Annotated in this window: 21 protein-coding genes and 2 tRNA genes; 11 read left to right on the top strand and 12 right to left on the bottom strand. The window is 62.6% G+C overall.

Annotated features, from left to right (window positions below; all coding sequences use genetic code 11):
* Positions 1–7 precede the first annotated feature (7 nt).
* Complete coding sequence (locus ACRQFC_RS06230) at positions 8–277, bottom strand: hypothetical protein (protein WP_284895998.1); 270 nt, start codon at positions 275–277, stop codon at positions 8–10.
* 240 nt (positions 278–517) lie between these two features.
* Here ACRQFC_RS06230 and ACRQFC_RS06225 point away from each other — a divergent pair, with 240 nt between their 5' ends.
* The 4 genes from ACRQFC_RS06225 (at position 518) to ACRQFC_RS06210 (ending at position 4,000) form a co-directional block, all read left to right on the top strand.
* A complete protein-coding gene (locus ACRQFC_RS06225; protein WP_284896001.1) occupies positions 518–2,116 on the top strand; it encodes a trypsin-like serine peptidase in 1,599 nt (532 codons plus the stop codon).
* Between the two features lie 120 nt (positions 2,117–2,236).
* Positions 2,237–3,214 (top strand): class 1b ribonucleoside-diphosphate reductase subunit beta, encoded by a 978-nt coding sequence (nrdF, locus tag ACRQFC_RS06220; protein WP_016442136.1) that lies wholly within the window; start codon positions 2,237–2,239, stop codon positions 3,212–3,214.
* Positions 3,215–3,337: 123 nt separating this feature from the next.
* Positions 3,338–3,424: transfer RNA gene (locus ACRQFC_RS06215), tRNA-Ser, on the top strand.
* Positions 3,425–3,547: 123 nt separating this feature from the next.
* Positions 3,548–4,000, top strand: coding sequence for a DUF488 domain-containing protein (locus ACRQFC_RS06210; RefSeq protein WP_284896003.1), 453 nt, complete (start codon positions 3,548–3,550; stop codon positions 3,998–4,000).
* Here ACRQFC_RS06210 and ACRQFC_RS06205 read toward each other — a convergent pair.
* Positions 3,971–4,795, bottom strand: a complete 825-nt coding sequence (locus ACRQFC_RS06205; protein WP_284896006.1) for a DUF8757 domain-containing protein — start codon at positions 4,793–4,795, stop codon at positions 3,971–3,973. The two genes, ACRQFC_RS06210 and ACRQFC_RS06205, sit on opposite strands and share 30 nt — an antisense overlap.
* Positions 4,796–5,080: 285 nt before the next feature.
* Between ACRQFC_RS06205 and ACRQFC_RS06200 the strand changes: the two genes are divergently transcribed.
* Positions 5,081–5,443 carry a hypothetical protein gene (locus ACRQFC_RS06200; RefSeq protein WP_284896009.1) on the top strand — a complete coding sequence of 121 codons (363 nt, stop codon included), beginning with the start codon at positions 5,081–5,083 and terminating at the stop codon, positions 5,441–5,443.
* Positions 5,444–5,792: 349 nt separating this feature from the next.
* On the top strand, positions 5,793–6,065 hold the full coding sequence (locus ACRQFC_RS06195; protein ID WP_284896011.1) for a hypothetical protein: 273 nt from the start codon (positions 5,793–5,795) through the stop codon (positions 6,063–6,065).
* Positions 6,066–6,181: 116 nt separating this feature from the next.
* On the opposite strand, the gene ACRQFC_RS06190 is transcribed toward ACRQFC_RS06195, so the two are convergent.
* The 7 genes from ACRQFC_RS06190 to pheA form a co-directional block, all read right to left on the bottom strand.
* Positions 6,182–6,400, bottom strand: coding sequence for a hypothetical protein (locus tag ACRQFC_RS06190; protein ID WP_284896014.1), 219 nt, complete (start codon positions 6,398–6,400; stop codon positions 6,182–6,184).
* A 108-nt stretch (positions 6,401–6,508) separates the two neighbouring features.
* Positions 6,509–6,823 carry a hypothetical protein gene (locus ACRQFC_RS06185; protein ID WP_284896017.1) on the bottom strand — a complete coding sequence of 105 codons (315 nt, stop codon included), beginning with the start codon at positions 6,821–6,823 and terminating at the stop codon, positions 6,509–6,511.
* Between the two features lie 198 nt (positions 6,824–7,021).
* Positions 7,022–8,269 (bottom strand): leucine-rich repeat protein, encoded by a 1,248-nt coding sequence (locus ACRQFC_RS06180; protein WP_284896019.1) that lies wholly within the window; start codon positions 8,267–8,269, stop codon positions 7,022–7,024.
* Between the two features lie 181 nt (positions 8,270–8,450).
* A complete protein-coding gene (locus ACRQFC_RS06175; RefSeq protein ID WP_284896022.1) occupies positions 8,451–9,389 on the bottom strand; it encodes an HAD family hydrolase in 939 nt (312 codons plus the stop codon).
* An 81-nt stretch (positions 9,390–9,470) separates the two neighbouring features.
* Entirely contained in the window at positions 9,471–10,754 is a 1,284-nt protein-coding gene (serS, locus tag ACRQFC_RS06170) for a serine--tRNA ligase (RefSeq protein ID WP_284896025.1), read from the bottom strand.
* 9 nt (positions 10,755–10,763) lie between these two features.
* Entirely contained in the window at positions 10,764–11,888 is a 1,125-nt protein-coding gene (locus ACRQFC_RS06165; protein ID WP_284883304.1) for an aminoglycoside phosphotransferase family protein, read from the bottom strand.
* A 42-nt stretch (positions 11,889–11,930) separates the two neighbouring features.
* Positions 11,931–12,887 (bottom strand): prephenate dehydratase, encoded by a 957-nt coding sequence (gene pheA / locus ACRQFC_RS06160; protein WP_284883306.1) that lies wholly within the window; start codon positions 12,885–12,887, stop codon positions 11,931–11,933.
* A 233-nt stretch (positions 12,888–13,120) separates the two neighbouring features.
* Here pheA and ACRQFC_RS06155 point away from each other — a divergent pair, with 233 nt between their 5' ends.
* Complete coding sequence (locus ACRQFC_RS06155; protein WP_284883307.1) at positions 13,121–15,610, top strand: hypothetical protein; 2,490 nt, start codon at positions 13,121–13,123, stop codon at positions 15,608–15,610.
* Between the two features lie 57 nt (positions 15,611–15,667).
* Here ACRQFC_RS06155 and ACRQFC_RS06150 read toward each other — a convergent pair whose 3' ends face one another.
* Together ACRQFC_RS06150 and ACRQFC_RS06145 are read right to left on the bottom strand one after the other, a co-directional pair.
* The gene (locus ACRQFC_RS06150) at positions 15,668–16,462 is read right to left on the bottom strand and encodes a glycosyltransferase (RefSeq protein WP_284883308.1); all 795 of its coding nucleotides are present in this window, start codon (positions 16,460–16,462) and stop codon (positions 15,668–15,670) included.
* Positions 16,463–16,661: 199 nt separating this feature from the next.
* Positions 16,662–17,525 carry a DUF5926 family protein gene (locus tag ACRQFC_RS06145; protein ID WP_284883310.1) on the bottom strand — a complete coding sequence of 288 codons (864 nt, stop codon included), beginning with the start codon at positions 17,523–17,525 and terminating at the stop codon, positions 16,662–16,664.
* A 100-nt stretch (positions 17,526–17,625) separates the two neighbouring features.
* On the opposite strand from ACRQFC_RS06145, the gene ACRQFC_RS06140 reads away from it, so the two are divergent.
* Both ACRQFC_RS06140 and ACRQFC_RS06135 read left to right on the top strand, forming a co-directional pair.
* Positions 17,626–17,826 carry a hypothetical protein gene (locus tag ACRQFC_RS06140; RefSeq protein ID WP_284883311.1) on the top strand — a complete coding sequence of 67 codons (201 nt, stop codon included), beginning with the start codon at positions 17,626–17,628 and terminating at the stop codon, positions 17,824–17,826.
* Between the two features lie 63 nt (positions 17,827–17,889).
* Positions 17,890–18,750 (top strand): sulfite exporter TauE/SafE family protein, encoded by an 861-nt coding sequence (locus ACRQFC_RS06135; RefSeq protein WP_284883312.1) that lies wholly within the window; start codon positions 17,890–17,892, stop codon positions 18,748–18,750.
* A 100-nt stretch (positions 18,751–18,850) separates the two neighbouring features.
* Here ACRQFC_RS06135 and upp read toward each other — a convergent pair whose 3' ends face one another.
* Positions 18,851–19,489, bottom strand: a complete 639-nt coding sequence (gene upp, locus ACRQFC_RS06130) for a uracil phosphoribosyltransferase (protein WP_026429144.1) — start codon at positions 19,487–19,489, stop codon at positions 18,851–18,853.
* Positions 19,490–19,591: 102 nt separating this feature from the next.
* Between upp and tadA the strand changes: the two genes are divergently transcribed.
* Entirely contained in the window at positions 19,592–20,116 is a 525-nt protein-coding gene (gene tadA, locus ACRQFC_RS06125) for a tRNA adenosine(34) deaminase TadA (RefSeq protein ID WP_244899301.1), read from the top strand.
* 175 nt (positions 20,117–20,291) lie between these two features.
* Positions 20,292–20,380, top strand: a tRNA-Ser gene (locus ACRQFC_RS06120).
* Positions 20,381–20,814: the final 434 nt, after the last annotated feature.

Here is a 20,814-nt window from a genome sequence, read left to right as displayed (position 1 = left end):
TTTAAGTTTAAGACGCATCCGGGGATGAGGAAAGTCCGGGCTCCTGGAGCTCAGGATTCTCTGTGTGCACCGGGTTTTCCGCGTGCTCCAGCTTCTGGGTGTGCTCCAGCTTCTGGGTGTGCTCCAGCTTCTCCGCGCGGGCATTCGCCAGGCGCGTGAGCGCCCCGAGGAAACGCGCCAGCGCAATACCGACCACCGCGATCACCACCGCGCCGGTCAGATACAGCAGCGGACCGGCAAGAACGGAAAGAATAGCCAGGATATTTTGCCACAGCATAGGTGCTCCATTCTGCGTAACTCCGCGCGATGGTGGACCGGCCGGCAGCCGGCCAGGTAGTTCACCACTCTACTAGTTCTGTGCATATCGCGCTTGCGAACCCGGCCGCGTCACGCCTCCGCCAGGCGTGGCGCGCGCTGGCGAACCTGCTAGCGAACCAGCCCCATCACCTTCAGGCCGGCGCGGTAGGATAGGTGCCACTTCCGCGGAGCCACCCCGCGGAGAAAGAAGGCGGAGCAGGTGAGGAATCGGTATCGTCACGCGGGTACCCTGGCGGTGTTACTCGGCGCGCTGCTCACGCTGGCTCTGCTCGCCGGGCTGCTGGGTAGTTGCGCGCTGGTCAAAGCCCCGGTGCTCGCCGCTCCGGTTCCGCGCCCGGTTACTTACGATAATTTTGGCGACGACGCCGTGGCCATCGTCTGGGACGACGATGCCAATCACCGCGATCTCGACGCCGAATTTGACGACTCTGGCATTGTGGACGGCCGGGTCCTGGCCGCGGCCTACCACCGCGGTGCCGGGCTTCCCGATTCCCTCAACGCCGCCCTCAATGAGGACCCGAAGGTCAGCGATGTGGGGCTGGGGGAGGGCCTGCCCGGGGCGGGCTACAACTTCCCGGGAATCCCGCAGGTGGGCACCTTCTTCCACGTGGTTCCCGGCACCACTCAGGTGATCCGTGGCTGCACCGGCGTGGTCCTCGATACCCCGGGGCGTTCCCAGATTCTTTCCGCCGCGCACTGCTGGCCCGGGGATGCCTACGCCGCCACGGTATTCGTGCCGCAATTCTCCATTATTGCCGGCACCGCCTATATTCCCCACGGTATTTGGCGTATCGACCCAGACGCCGTGGTCATCAACGACGCATATTACAGTGATGATGAGGATGCGGATCGGTACGACGCCGCCGTCCTCACCGCGGACCCGGACCGCTTCGGCAACCTCCTTGAGGACGTGACCGGCGGCTTGCCCCTTGCCGATGTGAGCCCGGAACAACCTGATATTGAGGTGATTGGCTACCCGGTGGCCGAATCTTTCGAGGCCGATAACTACACCTCCGCCTACCCGCGCCACTGCCGTAACTCCACCGAAACTTTCACGGAAAACGGGGTGGACTACTTCCATATTGAATGCGCCGGGATGCCCACCGGGGTCTCCGGCGGGCCCTGGCTCCAGCAAGGCGAGAACGGGGAATGGGCTATCGTGGCGATCACCGGCGGCGCGCAGGACGGCGGCGGCTATACCGATGATGAATCCGTGGGCGTGCCCATGGATAACCTCATCGCGCAGCTGCTGGAAGAAGCCCGCATCACCCTGGAGGATGCCACCCTCGAACCGGGCAACCCGGCCCACGAAGTCCTCGGCTACCTGGGCGGCCAGCCCGACCGCGCCGATGCCTTCACGGTGTGGCCCTCCGGGGCGGTCGCGCTCTACCTGGATGCCGGCAGCGGAGCGGAAGTCCTGCCGGCAGCCGGGGAAGAAACCGGCGAGCTCGCTCAATTAGATGCCGCGCGCAGTTTCCGTTCCGTACGGCTCCTGGGCGGGCGTGATCGCCGTTTACGTAACCTCCGCACCCTCGCGGCCGGGGACCTGGACGGCTCCGGCATGGCCGATATTCTCACCCTCGGCCGCGATGGCGCCCTCATCCTCTGGCATGACCCGGGGCTCTTCGGTCTGCGCCACCCCGAGCACCTCAACCCGCATCTTCCCCTCGAATTCACCAACGTGACCAAGATGAGCATCGCCGATGACACCCTCACCGTCACCAATATCGATGGCACGACGACGCAGTATGCGGATATCTCCCAGCAAGGTATCCAGCCCAAGCCGCGCACCTCATGACCTGGCTCGCACCGCTTACCGATTCAACCGTCTAGAATGGGCGGGGTGTGGCGGCGCGAGCGGCGTCGTCGTTCCTATCCATCATCTATCCCGCATCACCTGCGCTAACGAGGAGCTACTGTGATCCCCCCGAAGTTGAAACTTGTCAGTTCTGTGCAAGCCATTAACTGGAACCGCATCGAGGACGAAAAGGACCTCGAAGTGTGGGACCGCCTCACGGGGAATTTCTGGCTGCCCGAAAAGGTGCCGCTGTCCAACGATATTCAGTCGTGGAATACCCTCAAGCCGCATGAACAGCTCATGACCACCCGGGTGTTCACCGGCCTGACCTTGCTCGATACCATTCAGGGCACTGTGGGAGCGGTCTCGCTCATTCCGGACGCGGTCACCCCGCACGAGGAAGCGGTGTATACCAATATCGCCTTCATGGAATCGGTGCACGCGAAGTCGTATTCCTCAATTTTCTCCACGCTCATTTCCACCGATGAGATCGACGAAACTTTCGAATGGTCGGAAAATAACGAATTCCTTCAGAAGAAGGCGCAGATCGTGTTGGATTACTACCGTGGGGACGATCCGGAAAAGCGCAAGGTCGCCTCCACGATGCTGGAATCCTTCCTGTTCTACTCCGGTTTCTACGCGCCCATGTACTGGTCCGCGCACGCCAAGCTCACCAATACCGCGGATCTCATCCGCCTCATTATTCGCGACGAAGCCGTGCACGGTTACTACATCGGCTACAAATACCAGCGCGCGGTGGAGAAGGCCAGCAAGGAACGCAAGGCCGAACTCAAGGAATACACCTTTGAGCTGCTCCAAGACCTCTACGAGAACGAGGAAGAATACACCGCCAGCCTCTACGATGAGATGGGCCTGACGGAGGATGTCAAGGCATTCCTGCGCTACAACGCCAATAAGGCGCTCATGAACCTCGGTTACGAAGCGCTGTTCAACCCGGATCAGACGGCCGTCAATCCGGCGATTCTGGCGGCGCTTTCCCCGAACGCGGACGAGAACCACGATTTCTTCTCCGGGTCCGGATCCTCGTACGTTATCGGCGAAGTGGAAGATACTACCGACGACGACTGGGATTTCTAGCGTGCTTGCGCGCTCGCGGTGGTGCGTGACTAATTCCGCCGGGAAAAAACTGGCACCACGCCCCGCTGAGCGTGTACGCTAGTAAGGCTTGCACGGGTGAGCTCAGGTTTTCCCGGTGAGCATGGAGACGTGACTGAGTGGCCGAAAGTGGCACCCTGCTAAGGTGTTAGTCGCAATAGCGGCTCGAGGGTTCGAATCCCTCCGTCTCCGCTCTGTGATGGCGCGTGCCATAGATTTACCTGTGATTTCGCGGCCATCGTGCTTGTGTGTAACTGAAGTTTCATGAGGTTATAGGGCCGCGTGCCGCCCGCTTAAGACGAAGGAGTGCAACCGATGGCCACCACTATTCTCGGTTGGGGCTACGAGGGGAAAACTATCAGTGATCTTCTCGCTACATTGGAAGCTAACCGAGTCCATACCGTTGTTGATATTCGACTGACCCCCATCAGCCGCAAGAAAGGATTTTCTAAAACGCGGCTGCGCCAAGCGGTTGAATCTACGGGGACTCGCTATGTTCATATGCGTTCCCTTGGTAATCCTAAGGACAATCGGGCAGCTTTCGCTCATCCCGGAACTCCCGAAGCGCATGCCGCTCACGCGCGTTTCCGCAACGAAGTGCTCGCGACTCCGGATGCTCGGGTAGCCATCCACGAGATTGCCGACCTAGCGCATGACGGTGCGATCCTCGTTCTCTGCTTCGAGGCTAATCACCAGCAGTGCCACCGAAAACTCGTGATCGAGGAAACGTGCGCTGTTTTAGAAGAGTCCGAGCGCTTCGCGGCTTGAGCCAAAGATTCCCAACACCAGGAAGCTGTGGCGTTTGTGCGGAGCGGCTTGGTTGCCAACGATAATTCGTAGTGGAACGCCGGGCTTTTCCCGTTCTCTAATGAATTTCTTTTCGAATTCTTGCTGGGCGTATTCGATTGACGCCGTTGGCGGCCAACGGCGTTGCAGCGCTACCGCTTCCCAGTCCGTTATCGTCAAGGAATGGCGCGAACAACTCGGAAAATTGCAATAAAATTCAAGCCGGGCAACAAACCGCGGGGCTTCCAGAGTGAGCCCCTTGTTACCGAAAATATCTTCGTTCTTATATTTGCGCAGCGCAGCTTTCTGCTGTTCATTCCAGCCCGGGTGAAGCGATACTTTAATAGTTGGTGTTGCGCGGGGCGTGATAAGAGCGAGGGATTGCGCGGCCGGATTTCTCTTAGCTTCCGCCCGTAGTTCGCAGAGGGATTTGGTGGGAAGAGGGTCGAGATAGATGGCTCTCTCGTCCCACCCGGCAATAGGCTCATCTTGCGGTTGAGGATCCTTTTCGACCCGTAAGCTTTCTTCCCGGTCATCATCGTTAGGTGCGCGGACGGATACTCGAATAGTTTGATATTTCTTAAAGCGGTCGGTGCCGTCAAGATAACGGAAGGCGATAGGGTAGAGCCTTACCCAGCGAAGCGGATCGAGGGCGACTCCGGCAACGCACACGGTTTCCTTGTATTTTTCTGAGGGGATGGGAGCGGTTTTAACAACGACTAAAACGTCGATTTCTCGACCTAGCTGGTCCAGTTCCCTTGCTTTGCTGATATCCATGGGCGCGCCTTCACGTCGAAGATGGTGGTGTGAATAGAGGCTACAAGATTTTCTTGCCGCTAGGGAGAGGTATGGATTACACGGGGCTGGTGACCTAGAATTAGCGCAAAGATCGCCGGGTCTGCTCTTTGATGGGTAGGGTTGCCGAGGTAAACCGGAACCGGGAAACCGGGTCCTTTCATCCATAGAGGTGACTGAGGTCCTCGGAATCCTGCCCACCGAAGCTCAGGCAGCGCTTTTATTGGGACTTTCCCACCGCGGATGTAAAAGAAGTAAGGATAAAGCGTGGCTGGAAGCGTAAACGATAAATCGAATACCTATCCTGTAATAGAGCTCGCCAAGTACGTCCAGGCACGTGGCGATCAACAATCCCTCTTTGGCGAAGGTGAGGGCGAGGGCTACGGGCACTACCTTGGTATGTATGGCGATGCATGGGATCTAATCTACGCAATTAATGCGGCCCATTTTTCTAAGTGCTCTCTGCCAGAGTCTCTACTTTCAGCAGCTGTCGACGACATTCTCGACGAATTGACTTACGGGTCGTCAAGGGAGCTTAACCGAAAACTCGAACTGATTGGTTCCCCGATTCGTGTCCCTCTTATCCCCGAGGAAGAAGAGCCGATCATCGTAGAGATTTCTCCGAGCTAATCGCGCTTATTTTATTTCTTGCGGGCCGCACTCATGTGGGGAATTTTTATACCCAGTAGGTTGCGACGTGATGTCGGTGATTCCCGCGCGGAGCTTATCAATCTACGGTTCTGACTGTTGGATTATTATGCAGCAGAATATATCCTGAGCCTTGATGATGATCTACCCATTTTAGGGTACCTCCATCTTCGTTGAACGGGCGGACGGTCCCGGGAGATACGATTCAATCGCTGTAGCAGTTGTTGCAACATTTCCCGGGGCCGTTCGTTTGGTCTGTAAGCCTCCCACGGAACCCGAAGGGGCCGAATGCTTCAAAGAAATCGAAAAAGCCAAAGAGAAGGTGATTGAGGTGGAGATTAATATCGCGTTTGAAGAACTGAAGCGGTATGTCAAAAGCCATTCTGATTTCCCCGATTATCTTTGGGAGTGCCTAGACGGAGACCACGCTTCCGGGCAAGACGAGATCGCAATTGAATCTATCATTGCAGTATGTACCAATGACCTGCATTTACGTTTACCTGAAGACATTATTCAAATGCTGCGTTCCGTTGATGACGCTTACCTCCCCTTCTGGAATTATGTCGAACAAGCTGTATCGAAGAATCAGTCGCTACCCATATAACGCATAACTGCACCAATGTCACGAAGCGAAAATCCAGCATCGCCTAACCGGGCAACTGCCAGCAGAGAAGCGTCCCGAGTCTCGTATTACGCCTGAATCAAACGAGGCGAGCCTCCTTATCTTTTGATATCCTCCGCGAATTCAGGGGTTTCGACGGTGATGTTAACGGCGAAACTATCGAGAGGATCTCCCGTAATCAGCGCCGCGGCGTCCTTTGCCATGTCTTCAATATGATCAAGGCGGCGCGCCTGCGTGCCGTATTCCTTTCCGTTAAGGGCAAATTCGGCGACGCACCAATTTCCATCACGGGTAACCGTGGTATTTAGTGTTGTCACTTCTTGCTCCTTTCGAGAATCTTACGAGCGAGCCTTTCGGAGATTTCACGCCGGCGGGGAATCGGTTCGACCTGGTCTCCGATCTGCGCCCGCTTTTGTCCGATAAGGCTATACCCGTAGGGACGACCCGATCTTCTCAAGGAATATATTCAAGACGCGCCGGGAGTGGACAGTTAGCTCGCCACGGATGTCTTCAATCGGTGGAATGAGCTTATCGTCTGGGATTTTCACTCCGTAACGGCTCGCACCATCCAAAGCATAGATGAGGCACCACGGGGTTCCACCTCCGCCTTTTCCTTCAAGCCAGTAACCGTCATCTTTCGCGACGAGTTCCGGGTCTGCGTGTTCATTGATCCAATCGATGAGAATATCGACGGGAGACCAGGGAAGGTTATCGTCGTTGTGCAGCCCTTCTCGGTCCACGGTGTTTTCTCCTTACCTTACGTGTGATTATAAGTATCCGCGGCGGCTTCTTTTGCCGCACATTTACCTTCAGTGTAGACAGCCGGTCAGATCACCACCCGGGATCTGTGCGGAGAATAGAAAACCTGGGGGCCGTGCCGGTATCGGCGCGGCCCCCAGGTGCGTGGCGTTTAGCCTTGAGTTACCTAGAACTTTGGGTTACTTCGCACGCCGGCGCAGGGCGTAGCCGGTGGACAGCAGCACGGTCATGACGGCCAGAGCGCCCGTAGTGGCCAGGCCAGTGTGGGCGAGTTGCCGCGTCGGTGCCTTGCTTGGGGCAGGAGCCGGCTTGTTAGCCTCGGGCTTCGGCGCAGGCTTAGGAGCCGGTTGGGGCTTCGGGGCCTGCTGTTGCGACGGAGAAGTTGGATCCGCGGGTTGCGGCTGCGGATCGGGTGCCGGATCTGGATCGGGTTGCGGCTGCGGTTGAGGGTTTGGATCCGGAACAGGGTCTGGTGCCGGCTGAGGGTTAGGGTCCGGAACAGGGTCTGGCGCCGGCTGGGGGTCGGGATCGGGAACTGGCTCAGGATCAGGAACCGGTTCGGGTTCAGGCTCAGGCGCCGGCTCGGTCACATTCACCCGAACCACCGCGGAATACAGCGGCTTACCGGTGGCCGTATCATTTGCCATCATGATGACGCGGGTGGAACCCGGGGCCACCCCGGTCACCGTGCCATCAGCAAAGGTCACGATGGAGCTGGTGAGGGCGGGCTCGGCTGCGCCGTCGTCCCAATAATACGCACTCCACGTGAGCCCGCGACCGCTGAGATCGCCGTTCACATCAGAAATCCGCGCGAGTGTGAGCGTGCCGTGCGCGGGTACCGTGGCGTCGGCGAGCTCCTGCTGCGCAAAAGCCGGGCTGCTATTGCCAGCGCTGCTGCCGGGCACCACCGGGAAAACGGCGTTGTTATACGCGCCGGCCAACCGCACCGTGGAAATATGATTATTTTGGAAAGCGCTCCAGGCCACCTCGGTGATCGAGGCGGGCAGCGTGACCTCCGTGAGCGCATTGGCCTGGAAAGCCGCCGGCCCAATCTTCTGCATCCCCGCCGGGAACTCCACCGCGGAAATCGCATTGCGATCCAGGAAACCGTAACTCACCTCCGTGAGCGTGGCCGGCAGCGTAATACCGGTGATTCCCTTGCTGTGCATATTCCCCGTCCGGCCATTCGGCCCGGTCAGCGCGGTCACGCCCTCCGGAATAACCACGTGCTTGAGGTTCGTAATTTTCTGCAGGCCGGTATCGCTCAAACCGCGCAGCGTTGTGGTAGCGCCCTCGGTTTCAATAGTGAAATCCGCGGCATCCCACGTGGCAGCGGGAGCGGCGGTGGCTGCCGGCACCAGCGCCGCCAGCCCCATCATCAATGCCGTGCACAGTGCACCCACCGTGCCAACGAGTCCCTTTTTCATCCGATATCCTTTCGTGGTGCGGCTCGGGAGAGCCCAGAGAAACTCGGGTTACTCACCGCCACCGTACCGCGAAACGCGCGGAAATTCATCAGAAAATGAACCGGATTGCGTAGAAAATATTATTATCGCAGCTTGCGGCTGTGCGGGGCGCTTGTGATATTTAACGACGACGGCGCCAGCGTTAACGCGCCAGCAGCACCTCGAGGAGGGTGGCTACGCCGTCGTCCCATACCGGATCGGTCACGGCCCGCGCGTGCGCACGGACGTAATCGAGCGCCTGCCCCATCGCGACCCCCACGCCGGCCCACTCGAGCATGTGGATGTCGTTCCCGCCATCGCCCACGGCTACGGTTGCCCCGCGCGCGATGCCGAAATCGCGGCGGAGCGCCTCGAGTGCGCTCGCCTTGGAGATCCCGGCCCGCCCGGCATCCACCCAGCCAGAGCCAGAGGAGGAAGACGCCGCCCAATCCACACCCGGCATCTCGAGGCGGGAGAGGCGCGCCATGAGCTCGGCGGCTTCCATGCGCGGAACCACCATAATGAGGCGCAGGGCGTCCGGGACCACGAGGTCTTTGAATTTCACCCAGATGGCATTGGGTTCCAGGCGTTCGGTGGCGTACCCGTGCGCCACCCGCCGCGGGCCTTCCACCGGTTCCACCGCGAAATAGGCACCCGAGAATTCGCGGCGCATCGCATCGAGGGCACGGGCCAGGTCGGCTTCCTCCATGGTGAAAAGGTGAGCGAGGCGCACCGGCACCACATCCCCGCGATCCGTCATGGAGCGGACCGTGCGCACCTGCACCCCGGGAAGCTGCGCGTTACCGAGCAGCACCGTTTCGTTCCCGTTCGAGCACACCATAATGGTTTCGCTCACCCGCAGCATATCGAGCACGGGAATGGCGGATTCGCGCCCGCGCCCGGTGGCCACCACCAGGTGGGTTCCCCGGCGCAGGTGCTCCTGGAAAGCGGCGTCCACCCGCTCGGCAATAATGCCGTCCGGCCGGAGCGTGGTGCCGTCCAAATCCAGGCAGACCATAAGCTCCGGCCCGGCCGGCGGGGTCCCGGCGGCATCGAATGCGGCTCGCAAGCGCGCCGCCGTCGATTCCACCTGGATTTTCACATCGCCGCCTTCGTTACGCTGGTCGTTACTCTGTTCGGAGCGCCGAGCTGTTCAGCCTTCGCGCACCGGATAGTTCACCGGCTACTTCACCGGCTCGATGAATTCGCGCCCGGCCAGGCCGGCTCCCAGGTAGGGCCGCAGCGCCTCGGGCACGTACAGCGAGCCGTCCTTCTGCTGGTGGTTCTCGAAAAGCGCCACCAACCAGCGGGTGGTGGCCAGGGTTCCGTTGAGGGTGGCCACCGCGCGGGTTTTCCCGTCCACGCGCTCGCGCACATTGAGCCGCCGCGCCTGGTAGGTGGTGCAATTGGAGGTCGAGGTGACTTCCATATAGCGGTGCTGGGTGGGCAGCCACGCCTCGCAATCGAATTTCTGCGCCGCGGAAGAACCCAGATCACCGGCCGCCACATTAATAATGCGGTAGGGCAGTTCCATCTTCCCGATCATTTCGCGTTCCATCGCGAGCAGCGCGCGGTGTTCTTCCTCGGATTGCTCCACCGGGCAGTAGGAGAACATTTCCACCTTATTGAACTGGTGCACGCGAATAATCCCGCGGGTGTCCTTCCCGTAGGAGCCGGCCTCACGCCGGTAGCAGGCCGAATACCCGCAGTAGCGCCGCGGCTTACCGCCCAGCTCCAAAATCTCATCCTTGTGGTAGCCGGCCAGCGGCACTTCCGAGGTGCCCACCAGGTACTGGTCATCGGCACCCAGGTAGTAAATCTCATCGGAATGCTCCCCGAGGAACCCGGTGCCGGACATAATATCCGGGTTCACAATCGTGGGCGTGGTCATGAGCGTGAAGCCGTGTTCGGCTGCCTGATCAATAGCCATGCGGAACATTGCCATTTCCAGGTGCGCGCCCACTCCCTTGAGGTAGTAGAAGCGTGAGCCGGAGACCTTCGCGCCGCGATCCATATCCAGGGCCCCCAGGCCCTCCGCAATATCGAGGTGATCCTTGGGGGTGAAGCCCTCCGCCTCGAAATCACGCGGGGTGCCGATCACTTCCAGCACCTCATAATCATCTTCCCCGCCCGCGGGTACCCCGGCGAGCACCGGGTTCTCAATCGCGCGATTCGCGGCCAGGTAGGTTTCTTCGGCTTCCGCCGCGGCCGCGTCCAGCGCCTTGACCTTTTCGGCCAGCTCCTTGGCGTGGGCGAGCACGGCGGGGCGCTCCTCCGGGGAGGCTTTCCCCACGGATCGCGACACCTCTTTTTGTTCGGCCCGGGCGGCTTCGAACTCTTGCAGGGTGGTGCGGCGCGCATCGTCGGCGGCGAGCAGGGCATCGACGGTAGCGGGATCATTCCCGCGGCGGCGCTGGGACTCACGGATGGCTTCCGGATTCTCGCGAACAGAACGCATATCAAGCATGGATCCAGCTTAGCGCGCGGCGGGCGCGCCCGCGATCCGGCGGGCCGTGGTGGCCCGGTGCCACATATGGCCGACGTCGCGTGCCACTCGCAGCAGCCGCTCAATATCGCTTTCATCGCTGGCCCCGCGTTCGCCGCTTCCGGCACCGGGCTTGCCGCTGCCGGGCTTGCCGCTGCCGATGCCGCTCTCCGCGGGCCAGTTTCCTCCAGCCTCGCGGTAGCCGCGCGCCGCGGCCTCGTCCAATTCCGGATGGGCCCGCCACAGTTCGTGCAGCTCCAGGAAATCCGCGGCGGCTGGCCGCCACCCGAAGCGCCCAAAATCAATGACCCGCAGCTGGCCGACGGGCTCATCCCACAACCAATTGCGCGCCTGCCAATCCCCGTGCGTGGGATGCACGACGACGCTGCCCGGCTGGTAGCTCGCCAGGAAATCCTCCGCTTCGGCGAGCTTCTCATCGAAAGCGGCGGGCAGGATAACCTCCGGGGAAATGGCGGGCAGCGGTCCGCCAGTAAAATCAGCGGGCAGCGATCCACCCGGAGCGAGGGCGCGAATCTCCGCGATCCGCGCTCGGGTGCGAGTAAGGGCACCCTTGGCGAAACCGTGATCAAGGCGAGCTCCCGCCCCGTGGAGCAGCGCGAGGGCGGCCCCGGCCTGGTAATGCACTCGCGGGGATAATTCCCACGGGCTGCCCAGAACGTCACATCCGGGTAGATAGTCGAGGATGGCGAGCGGGGCGGCGTCGTCGTACCAGAGCAAGCGAGCCACGGTGCCGCGCGCCTCCAAAGGGCCGGTCCACGCGCGTGCGCGGGCTTCGCGCCCCACGCTGTAAGCAGTGTTCCCGGCGGTTTTGAGAATCCAGGACACCCCGGGGCCGCTGAGGTGAAGAACGGTGCTCTCGCGCTCCGGCCAAGAAAGGTCGCGCACCCGCACGGTATCCGGGCTGGTTAGCGCGCCGCCGGAATGCCCGTCGCCGGTCAGTGACCCGCCAGAACGCCCGTCACCTAAGGCGCCGCCGGTCAGTGACCCGCCGGTTAGCGAGCCGCCGCGCAGCTCCGCCCACGCGGCCGTAAACGCTGCATACTGCTGCCCGGTAAGCAGTGTTCGCAGTGTGAGCGGTGTGTGCAGCGGGTTCATGGTGCCTCGATGAATACTGGCTATAGCGGGCAAGCGCTTCCGTTAGCGGGTGACCCGGCTGAGCAGCGAGGCGACCCAGGTGCGCGCGGCACCGAAATCTTCGTCGGAAGTCCCGGCGTGCAGGCGCGTGACCTGCCGATCCGCGCGCGCGTAACTACCCAGGAACGTCACTTCCGGGCAGATGCGATGCAGCCCGACCAGCGCGGCCTGCACCCGCTCGTCGTGAATATGGCCCTCGGCATCCAGGGAGAAAGCGTAACGCCCCAGCTGGTCGCCGGCCGGGCGCGACTCAATACGCGATAAATTAACACCAACCGCGGCAAATTGTTGCAGCATTTCCAGCAGCGCGCCGGGCTTCTCCGAGGCCAGCCGCACCATCAGCGTTGTTTTATCCGAGCCCGTCGCCGGGGGAATCTCCCCGGGTTTACTCACTTTAATGAAGCGCGTGACGGCATTGCGATTATCGGCGATCTCATCGGACAGCGAGGCGAGCCCGTACACGCCGGTGGTGGGCACCGCGCAAATCGCCGCATCAAAATCCGCATCCGGATTTTCCGCCAGTTCGCGCGCGGCGGCGGCCGTAGAGGTCGCCGGCACGTGCACGGCATCGGTCAGGTGCTCGGTGATCCAGGTGCGGCACTGCGCCCACGCGTGCGGATGGGTGGCGACCCGGCGAATATCCGCGGCGCGCGTGCCGGGCCGCACCGCCAGCGAGAACGCAATCGGAACCAGCATTTCCCCGCGAATTTCCAGCGGCGAGCCGGCGGTGAGGGAATCGAGAGTGGCATTAACCCCGCCTTCCACCGAATTTTCGATGGGTACCACGGCGGCATCGGTCTGCCCGGCGCGCACCATCCGCAGCGCCGAGGGCACGTCCACCGCGGGCACGAAGGTGGCGGTGTCCTCGCTGGCTACCTGCTGCAAAGCGGCAAAGCAAAACGTGCCGCGCGGGCCGAGGAAAGAATAGCGGACCGGTTCGGTAGCGGGCGAGGATTGCATAGTGTCCTTTCGTGCGTGGAGATTGCGTGAAGAAATAGTGCGACGGCGCAGCTGGGCGGCGGTGCACCTGCCCGCGCTGTCGCCTGGTTATTGTATCCCGCCCCGGGGTGGGGCGTTCGGGGCGTCCGAAAGAGTAGGTGCTCGGGGTGTGTTAGAGGTGTGTTCGCAGTGCGCGGGGCGTGGGGGTGTTCGGGGCTTCTAAAAGTGTCGTAGGTGCCGAGTAGGCTGGTTCCATGCGGAATTCTCACGGTAATAGCCACGGCGGGCGCACGATGCGGCTGGCCGGGTTCTGGGCGGCGGTGCTTGCTGTTGTGGCGATGGTGGTTTTCGGGGCCACGCTGAGTGGGGCGCCTGCGTCCGCGCGCGCGGTGAGCTTGCCGGAAGCGCAGGGTGCGCCGGCGAGGCCGCTCGGCTCGGCAGCGCAAGCGGCACCGGAGCAAGCGCGCCCCACGGTGATGATCGGGGTGGCCGGGCTGCGCTGGGCAGATGTCGGTGAGGAAAGCACCCCGCGGCTCAGTGCGGCTTTGGCAGGTTCGGGCACGGATAATTCGGGCGGTTACGGCGCTGCGCTCGCCAATATTTCCGTGCGCACGGCCGCGCCCACCACCTGCGCGGCGGATGGCTGGGTGAGCCTCGGGGCCGGTGCCCGCGCGGCGGTCACCCCCGCGGCCAGCTCCTGCGTGGCGCCGGAATCCCTGGTTACCCCGGATGGTACGGTGCGTGATGCGGAACAGATAAGCGAAGAAAGCAGCGCCGCCCACTACCCCGTGGTTATGGGTGCGCTAGCGCAGGCCGTGGCTCCGGAGCGGGCGCTCGCGGTGGGTCCGGGCGCTGCCCTCGCCCTCAACCGCCAGGCGGAATCACGCATCGCCTACCGTGATCTCGCAGATGTGCTAGCGGATGGTTCGGTGCTCGCCGGGCGGGAACTCACAGTTATTGACGCGGGAAGTTTCGATGCGGCGAACGCTGCGGTGGAAAGTGACGATACGGGAAGTACTGGTGCAGAAAGCGCTGATGGAGGAAGCGCTGGTGCGGAGAATGTCCCCGTCGGGAGCCTGGCCGAGCTCGATGAACGCCTCGGGAATATCATCGCGCTTGTCACCGCGCATCAACCGCAGGCCCGCATCGTTATCACCACTGTGGCTGATCGTGCCGAGCGGGCCGAACTTGGTTTCTTCGCACTGCTGGAGCCGGGCGAAACAACCGCGCTCGCTCGCTCCACAACCACCCGCACCGCCGGCCTCGTTCAGCTCATTGACCTGGCACCCAGTGTGCTCGCCTGGCACAACGGCGCTCCCGCGCTGCTCACCGTAGATAGCGGTGGAAAAACCACGCTGGCCACGGCCAATGCCACCCTGCACGGCCAAGCACTCCGTGCTGATCTAACTGCGCAGCTGAGCCCGCAGTTCTACCTCCTGCTTGCCGGCCTCGGGCTGGTCTGTTTCGCCGTTATTGCCGTACACCTGGTTCGTTTCCATCGTTTCCCACCCGCAACAGTGGCAGCGGCTGCTGGCAGTTCTGCCGGGGCTTCAGTTCCGCAAGCTGCTACCGCGCCCGTACCCCCTACCCGGGCGGCAGCCCGCCGTGCCCGCCCCACCGGTTTCGCGCAGCTCCTCGCGTGGCTCGCGGCCCTGCCCGTGAGCGCGCTCCTTATCGGGATTATTCCGTGGTGGTCCTTCTCCCGCCCGCTACTTGGCTGGTGGAGCAGCCTGGCCGTCCTTGCTGCGCTTCTTGCCACCTGGGCGCTAGCCGGCCCGCGCCGCCAGGCCCCGGCGGGGGATCGTTGGATTGCCGCGCCGCTAGCACGGTTGGGAACACTCAGCGCTACCGTGATCGCGGTGGACGTCCTTGTCAGCACCTTTGGTGGGGGATACTCCCTCGCCAACACCTCGGTTATGGGATCCCTCCCCACCGTTGCCGGGCGTTTCTTCGGCTTTAATAACTCGGTCTTCGCTATCTTCGCTGTCGGCGCGCTTGCCGCAGCCGCCACCCTCGCCGCACGCATACACAGCGCCGGCGGCTCGGCCACACCCACTAACCGGGCAACCCGTATGGCTGGTTTCGCTGTACTCGCGGTGGGTGCGTGCGCCATCGCCCTGGATGGGCTTCCCGTTTTCGGAGCGGATGCCGGCGGGCCACCGGCCCTCACCCTCGGCTTCGCCTATCTCGCCTGGCACACCTGGGGAAAGCGTTGGACCTGGTGGCACACCGCGCTCGCGGCCATCGCCGGGGTGGCGGTTTCGGCCGGCCTGGCTGTGCTTGACCGTGCGGTGGGATCCACCACCCACTTGGGTAACTTTGTAGGCAGGGTGGAACACGGCGGGGCTGGCGCCGTCGTCGCCCGAAAACTGTCCCAAGCATTCTTTGGCCTGCCGCCCCTGGTGGCCGGTGCGCTGGGCGCCACCCTCCTCGTGGGAGTATGCATGGTGGTGTGGCTAGTGACCTCGGGGCGCTGGGATTTGCGGGCCCGGCCAGCAACCGCGCAGGTACATGCGTGCGTTACAGCCCATCCGCACCCGGCCGCTGCAACCGCCGCGGGCTTCCTCGCCCTCGGCTACGCCTCCCTTATTAACGACTCCGGCCTGGTCATCCTCGGAGTCGGGGTCGCGCTGCTCGCCCCCACCTTTGCCCTTGGGCTCATGCGGGCCGGGGAAAGTTCCTTCGGGGAATGCGCGGGCACGGATGCCGCCCAAGAACCACAAGAAAAACCGGCTGGCAGATAACGGCCAGCCGGGAAGAAATTCGCGGGATTAGATTGCGGAGGACGGAGCGATGCGGGCTCAGGAATGCTCCAGCACCAGCGCGCGATAAGGAGCGAAATGCTCGGTGCCGCTGGAACTAGCAGCGCCGCGAGATTCCACGGGTACCTTGACACCGTGGAAGCGGCGCGACCACACCGCCCGGAAAACATCACGATACTGCCCGGCCCGATGCAGAGTCCCAGCCACATCATTCCCGGTAGCCCGATGGCGGATATCGCACGGAATCTCCTGGAGAGTCAGGCCAGCCACCAGCATATCGATGGTCATCCCCACCTCAACGCCCCAACCCTTCGCGAGCGGACGCGCCGCATCAAAAGCCGCCGCCGTCATACAGCGCTGACCGGACAGCGGCTGAAGCGGAGACCAACCCGTAGCCCGCTCAATCGCACGGCGCCCCAAACGAGTCACAAAACCATGACCGCCCGCACCCTCCTGCGGAGGCAAAGCAGCAATCGCGCAATCAACTCGGCCATCCACAACCGGCCCGATAAGAGGAGCGCACTCAATAGCCGAATCGCCCAGATCCGCGTCAAGGAAAAGTAAATGGCGGGGCGGGCGACCCTCAACATCACGCATGCGGACCACCTTCGCCCCGGTCTCCATCGCCGAAGCCTTTCCGCGATTCACCGAATGGCGCACCACTGTAGCCCCGGAAGCGCGGGCAATAGCCTGGGTTTCGTCATCCGACCCGTCGTCAACAACCACCACGAGGTCCACACCCGGAAGCGCATACGCTGCGCGCACAGTACGCCCCACGTACTGCTCCTCGTCCTTCGCGGGCACGACCACCGCGACCTGACCGACTTTACTCACGGCATAAGTGTATAGGGAAAAACGGGGCCTTTGCTTACCGTTTCTATAAACTAGTGGAAGTTCACTAAAGACGGCTGGCTGAACGCGAGGCTACCTAAGCCGGGGCGCCGGCGCTGCTGACTGCAAGGTCCCCCAAGACCGGCGCGCGCCCGCGCCGCCTAACGCAAGGAAGCCTGGGGCCGGCTCGCGCCCGCGCCGCTTAGCGCAAGGTCACCTGGCGGGAAACCAGCCCGGAGCGGGCCCGCTTTTCTTCCGAGGTCAGCGGCTCGGTCGAAGCAATAGCTGCACTCAACTTCTCCGCGAACTTCGCCAGCGGCTCTTCCAATTCCTCCGCTTCGGTGCCGCGCGCCAATTCCCACACCGGGACCGACAATCCGTAGGCCCGGAACGCACCGATGAAGCGGGCGTCGTCGTCCCAACGCTCCTCGCCGGAGACGCGCAAACGCGCCAAACCGTCCAGCACCGCATCGCGCGGTTCGGGGCGCACCCAGCGCAAAAACTCGCGCGACATCCGGCACCAGTAAGCACCGTTCACGGATTCGATGCGCGCGGCGGGAACCATATCCGCGCGGGCATCACGCAAGGCCGCCTGCGATTCGGGGGTGGCGGCTTCCTCTTCCGTCATCCAGAAAGCCGGATCTTCTTGCAGTTCCAGCTCGGAGAACGAGGCCACAATATCCTGCAAGCGCGGGGAACCGGCCTCCGGCTGCGTGCCGCCCGGGTAGCTTTCTCCCGGCTTGAGCTCCAGACCGGCGAGCACACGCGTGGCAATATCCAAAGAAGCGTCGCCAGAATTCATAACCGTCTGCATCGCAACCAGGAGCTGGCCGTCCGTGCGCCGCAGCGCGCCGACCATATTCGGCAGCAGCGTGCCAAAAATAACCTTTTCGCTGCCGTACTCTTCGGTGAGGGTGACGGTCATGGTCGCCAGCGGCAGCAGATCGCGCATCGCCACCAGCTCCGCCTCGGCATCCAGCCCCTCAAAAGGCCGCTCAACGAAAGGAATAATCGCGCGCTTCTTCTTCGGGGTCGCCGAATCCTTCTTGCGGTTCTTCTTAGCCATAAGTCCTCGTCTTCTCGCTTCTATGCAGGATGATGCCGTTTACCCTCGAGATTCTACGTGAGATGCGGCCCGCGGGCGATGGTCACGTTAGAGTTGCGTTATGGATCTGCTCATAACGACGACGCCGCAGCTTGCCGACCTCACCACCTCTCCGGCCCTCCCCGCACCCCTGGCGGGCGAGCTCCTCGCCGCGCCCGCCGCGGATCCGACGGCGGTGTCCATTATCCGCTGGGTGGGAATCGCGGCGGTTGCCGTGGGTGTTGCTGTCATTATTTGGCGCTGGTGGGCGAATCGCGACTAAGGGTGCCTTGACTTTGCGCCGGTGGAGGCCGTTGCGGGCGCGGTGCTGCGATAGAGTGACGCTGTGCTTGCCTGCGGAGTTGGAATTGCTGTCGGTTTCGTTGTTGGTCTGCTCGGGGCCGGCGGCGGCATCCTCACCATCCCTATTCTCCTCACCATTTTCGGGCATGGCGCGCACCAAGCTTCCGCCGAATCCATCATTATCGTGGGGATTACGTCGTTAGTCGGCATGATCTCCGCGGCCCTGGCCCGGCGCGTGCGCTGGGCAACCGGCCTGATATTCGCCCTGGTGGGCATTCCAGGAACCCTGGCAGGAGCTTTCCTCGCCGGCGCGGTATCCGGGCAAGTCCTGGTGTGGTCGCTGAGCGCTCTGCTCGTGGCGGTGGCGCTGAGCATGTTCTGGCGCGCCGCGCGCTCGGACGGCGAATCGGGTGCGGACGGCGAATCGCACTCGGGCACCGCGCTGGAAAATTCGGACACTTCGGAAAAGCTAGCCGCACCGGGGAATCCGACCGCATCGGAAAACCCGCCCGCCCCCGCCCCACGCTGGCTCACCTACCTCGTCACCGTCCTGGGAGCTTTCGGCGCGGGAGCGCTCTCCGGCTTCTTCGGAGTGGGCGGCGGCTTCGTGGTGGTCCCCGCCCTCATCTTGCTGCTGCGCATGCCCGCCCGCTACGCGAGCGCCACCTCGCTGCTCGTCATGAGCATCAATATGGCGGTGGCCGGGCTCGGCCGCATCCCGCAATTCGCGGCCGGCCTCGATGTGGACTGGCTGGTCGTCGCGCTTTTCACTGCCGGCTCGGCGTTGGGAAGCATCGGCGGGGAAGCCGCTGGCCGGCGCATTCCTGATCGCATCGCCACCATCCTCTTTGGCGTGCTGCTTCTCGCGGTAGCGGCCGGCACCCTGGCCAGCGACCTCCTCTAAGTGGGGCGTGGGCCAGGAGGCGGCGTCGTCGTTCTTAAAACCGGAACGGGTGAGCACTGTTCACCGTGTAAACGGTGCTCACCCGCGTGGTTCTGGTGTTTTAGTCGACGACGCCGTACAGGCGGTCCCCGGCATCGCCCAGACCCGGCACGATGTAGGCCTTCTCGTTGAGGCCCTCATCGATGGAAGCGACGACGATCTTGACGTCCGCATCCTCGGGCAGGTGCGATTTCACTTCCTCCAGGCCCTGCGGGGTGGCCAGCAGGCACACGCAGGTGACATCCCGCGCGCCGCGTTCGAGCAGGTAGTTGATGGATTCGTGGATGGTGTGGCCGGTGGCCAGCATCGGGTCAAGAACAAAACACTGCCTCCCGGTCAGATCATCCGGGAGGCGGTTAGCGTAGGTGACGGCCTCGAGAGTTTCCTCATCGCGGCGCAGGCCGAGGAAGCCAACTTCGGCGGTGGGAAGGAGCTTCGTCATTCCTTCCAGCATGCCCAGGCCGGCCCGCAAAATCGGAACGACGATGGGCGCCGGGCGGGCCAGCTTCACGCCGGTTGTGGTAGCCACCGGGGTGGTGACCGTTACTTCGTGCACCGCCACATTCCGGGTGGCTTCATAAGCGAGGAGAGTCACAAGCTCCTCGGTTAGCTGCCGGAAAATTGCCGACGGGGTGGTTTCATCACGGAGGACAGAGAGTTTATGCGCGACCAGAGGGTGGTCAATTTCGAGGATGTGCATGCTTTAAGGATAGCGGTACCCGGCGGGCGACGCGCGCGGGCGGCTCGGCTTGAGGCTCGTGACACAGGCGGCTCGCCGTGGGGCTCGTGACACAATGGAGCCATGCGGGGAGATATGCGAGCCGATTCGCGGGGGAGTGCGGATGCGCCCGAGGACACGCCTGAGGATAGGTGCGGCGATATGCGGGCGGCGGAAAAGCTATTTATGCGCGAAGCGATGGAGCTGGCGGCACGGGCCGCGGCGGGTGGGGATGTGCCCGTCGGCGCGCTCGTGGTGGTGGACGGCGCCGTGGTGGCGCGCGGTTGGAATACCCGCGAATGCGAACATGACCCGGCCGGGCACGCGGAAATTATGGCCCTGCGCGCGGCCGGTGCGGCGCTCGGGCGGTGGCGTTTGGACGACGCCGACATCTACGTCACCTTGGAACCGTGCACGATGTGCGCCGGGGCGATGGTCGGTGCCCGGATTCGGCGGCTCATCTTCGGTGCCTGGGATGAGAAAGCGGGGGCGGCTGGCTCGCTGCGCGATGTGGTGCGCGACCCGCGCCTCAATCACCGCATCGAGGTGATCGGGGGAGTTCTGGAAGAAGAAACCTCCGCTCAGCTGCGGAAATTCTTCCGCGGATGAGGATGCGGGGTGGCGCGGCCCGTGGGCGGCGGGCGGCGAGCGGTGGCGCCAACTGGCGCGGCCCGCGGGTGACGGCGCGTTGGTGGTGAAGCCGGCCGTTGCTCCTCGAAGCTTTAACGTGATGTGCTCCGCATTGATTAGGTAAATTCGGGGTGCGCCGTGTAATCTATTCTGCGGTGGCGTGTCCGAGCGGCCGAAGGTGCATCACTCGAAATGATGTGTAGTTAATAGCTACCGCGGGTTCAAATCCCGCCGCCACCGCCATGGCCCGCATTGCAGGTTTCCCTGCGATGCGGGTTTTCGCGTCTCTGCCCACCGCGCGATAGGCGCGTAGGTGAAGCTTCAACAGCGAGCCCACAACAGGGTGCAAATCTACGCACTATTTTGGCCGGATTTCTGCTCTGGATTTGCACTACGCGACTCCGATGGTCCCCAATTTGCATCCTGAGGCATTCCCCGGTGCCCAGCTTCCCCGGCCGGTAGCTGCGCCGTCGGCCGAAGTGACATTGCTGGCCGAAGCTGCGCCGTCGCCGCAGCTGCGCCGTCGTACCGCACGAAACTGCGCCATAAACGCAAGCGCTCCAAAAATCTGCAAAATATTATTTATGTTACGTAAAACTGCGCGGCGTAAAATCAACATAAAACTTTTGTGAAAATGATCAATCACACAGTCGTGACCTGCGCAAACGCTGAATACC

The organism is Actinotignum inguinis (genome assembly GCF_051265835.1).
Taxonomy (GTDB): domain Bacteria; phylum Actinomycetota; class Actinomycetes; order Actinomycetales; family Actinomycetaceae; genus Actinotignum; species Actinotignum timonense.
Note: the sequence above shows the minus strand (reverse complement) of the source record. Positions and strands in the feature narration are given on the sequence as shown.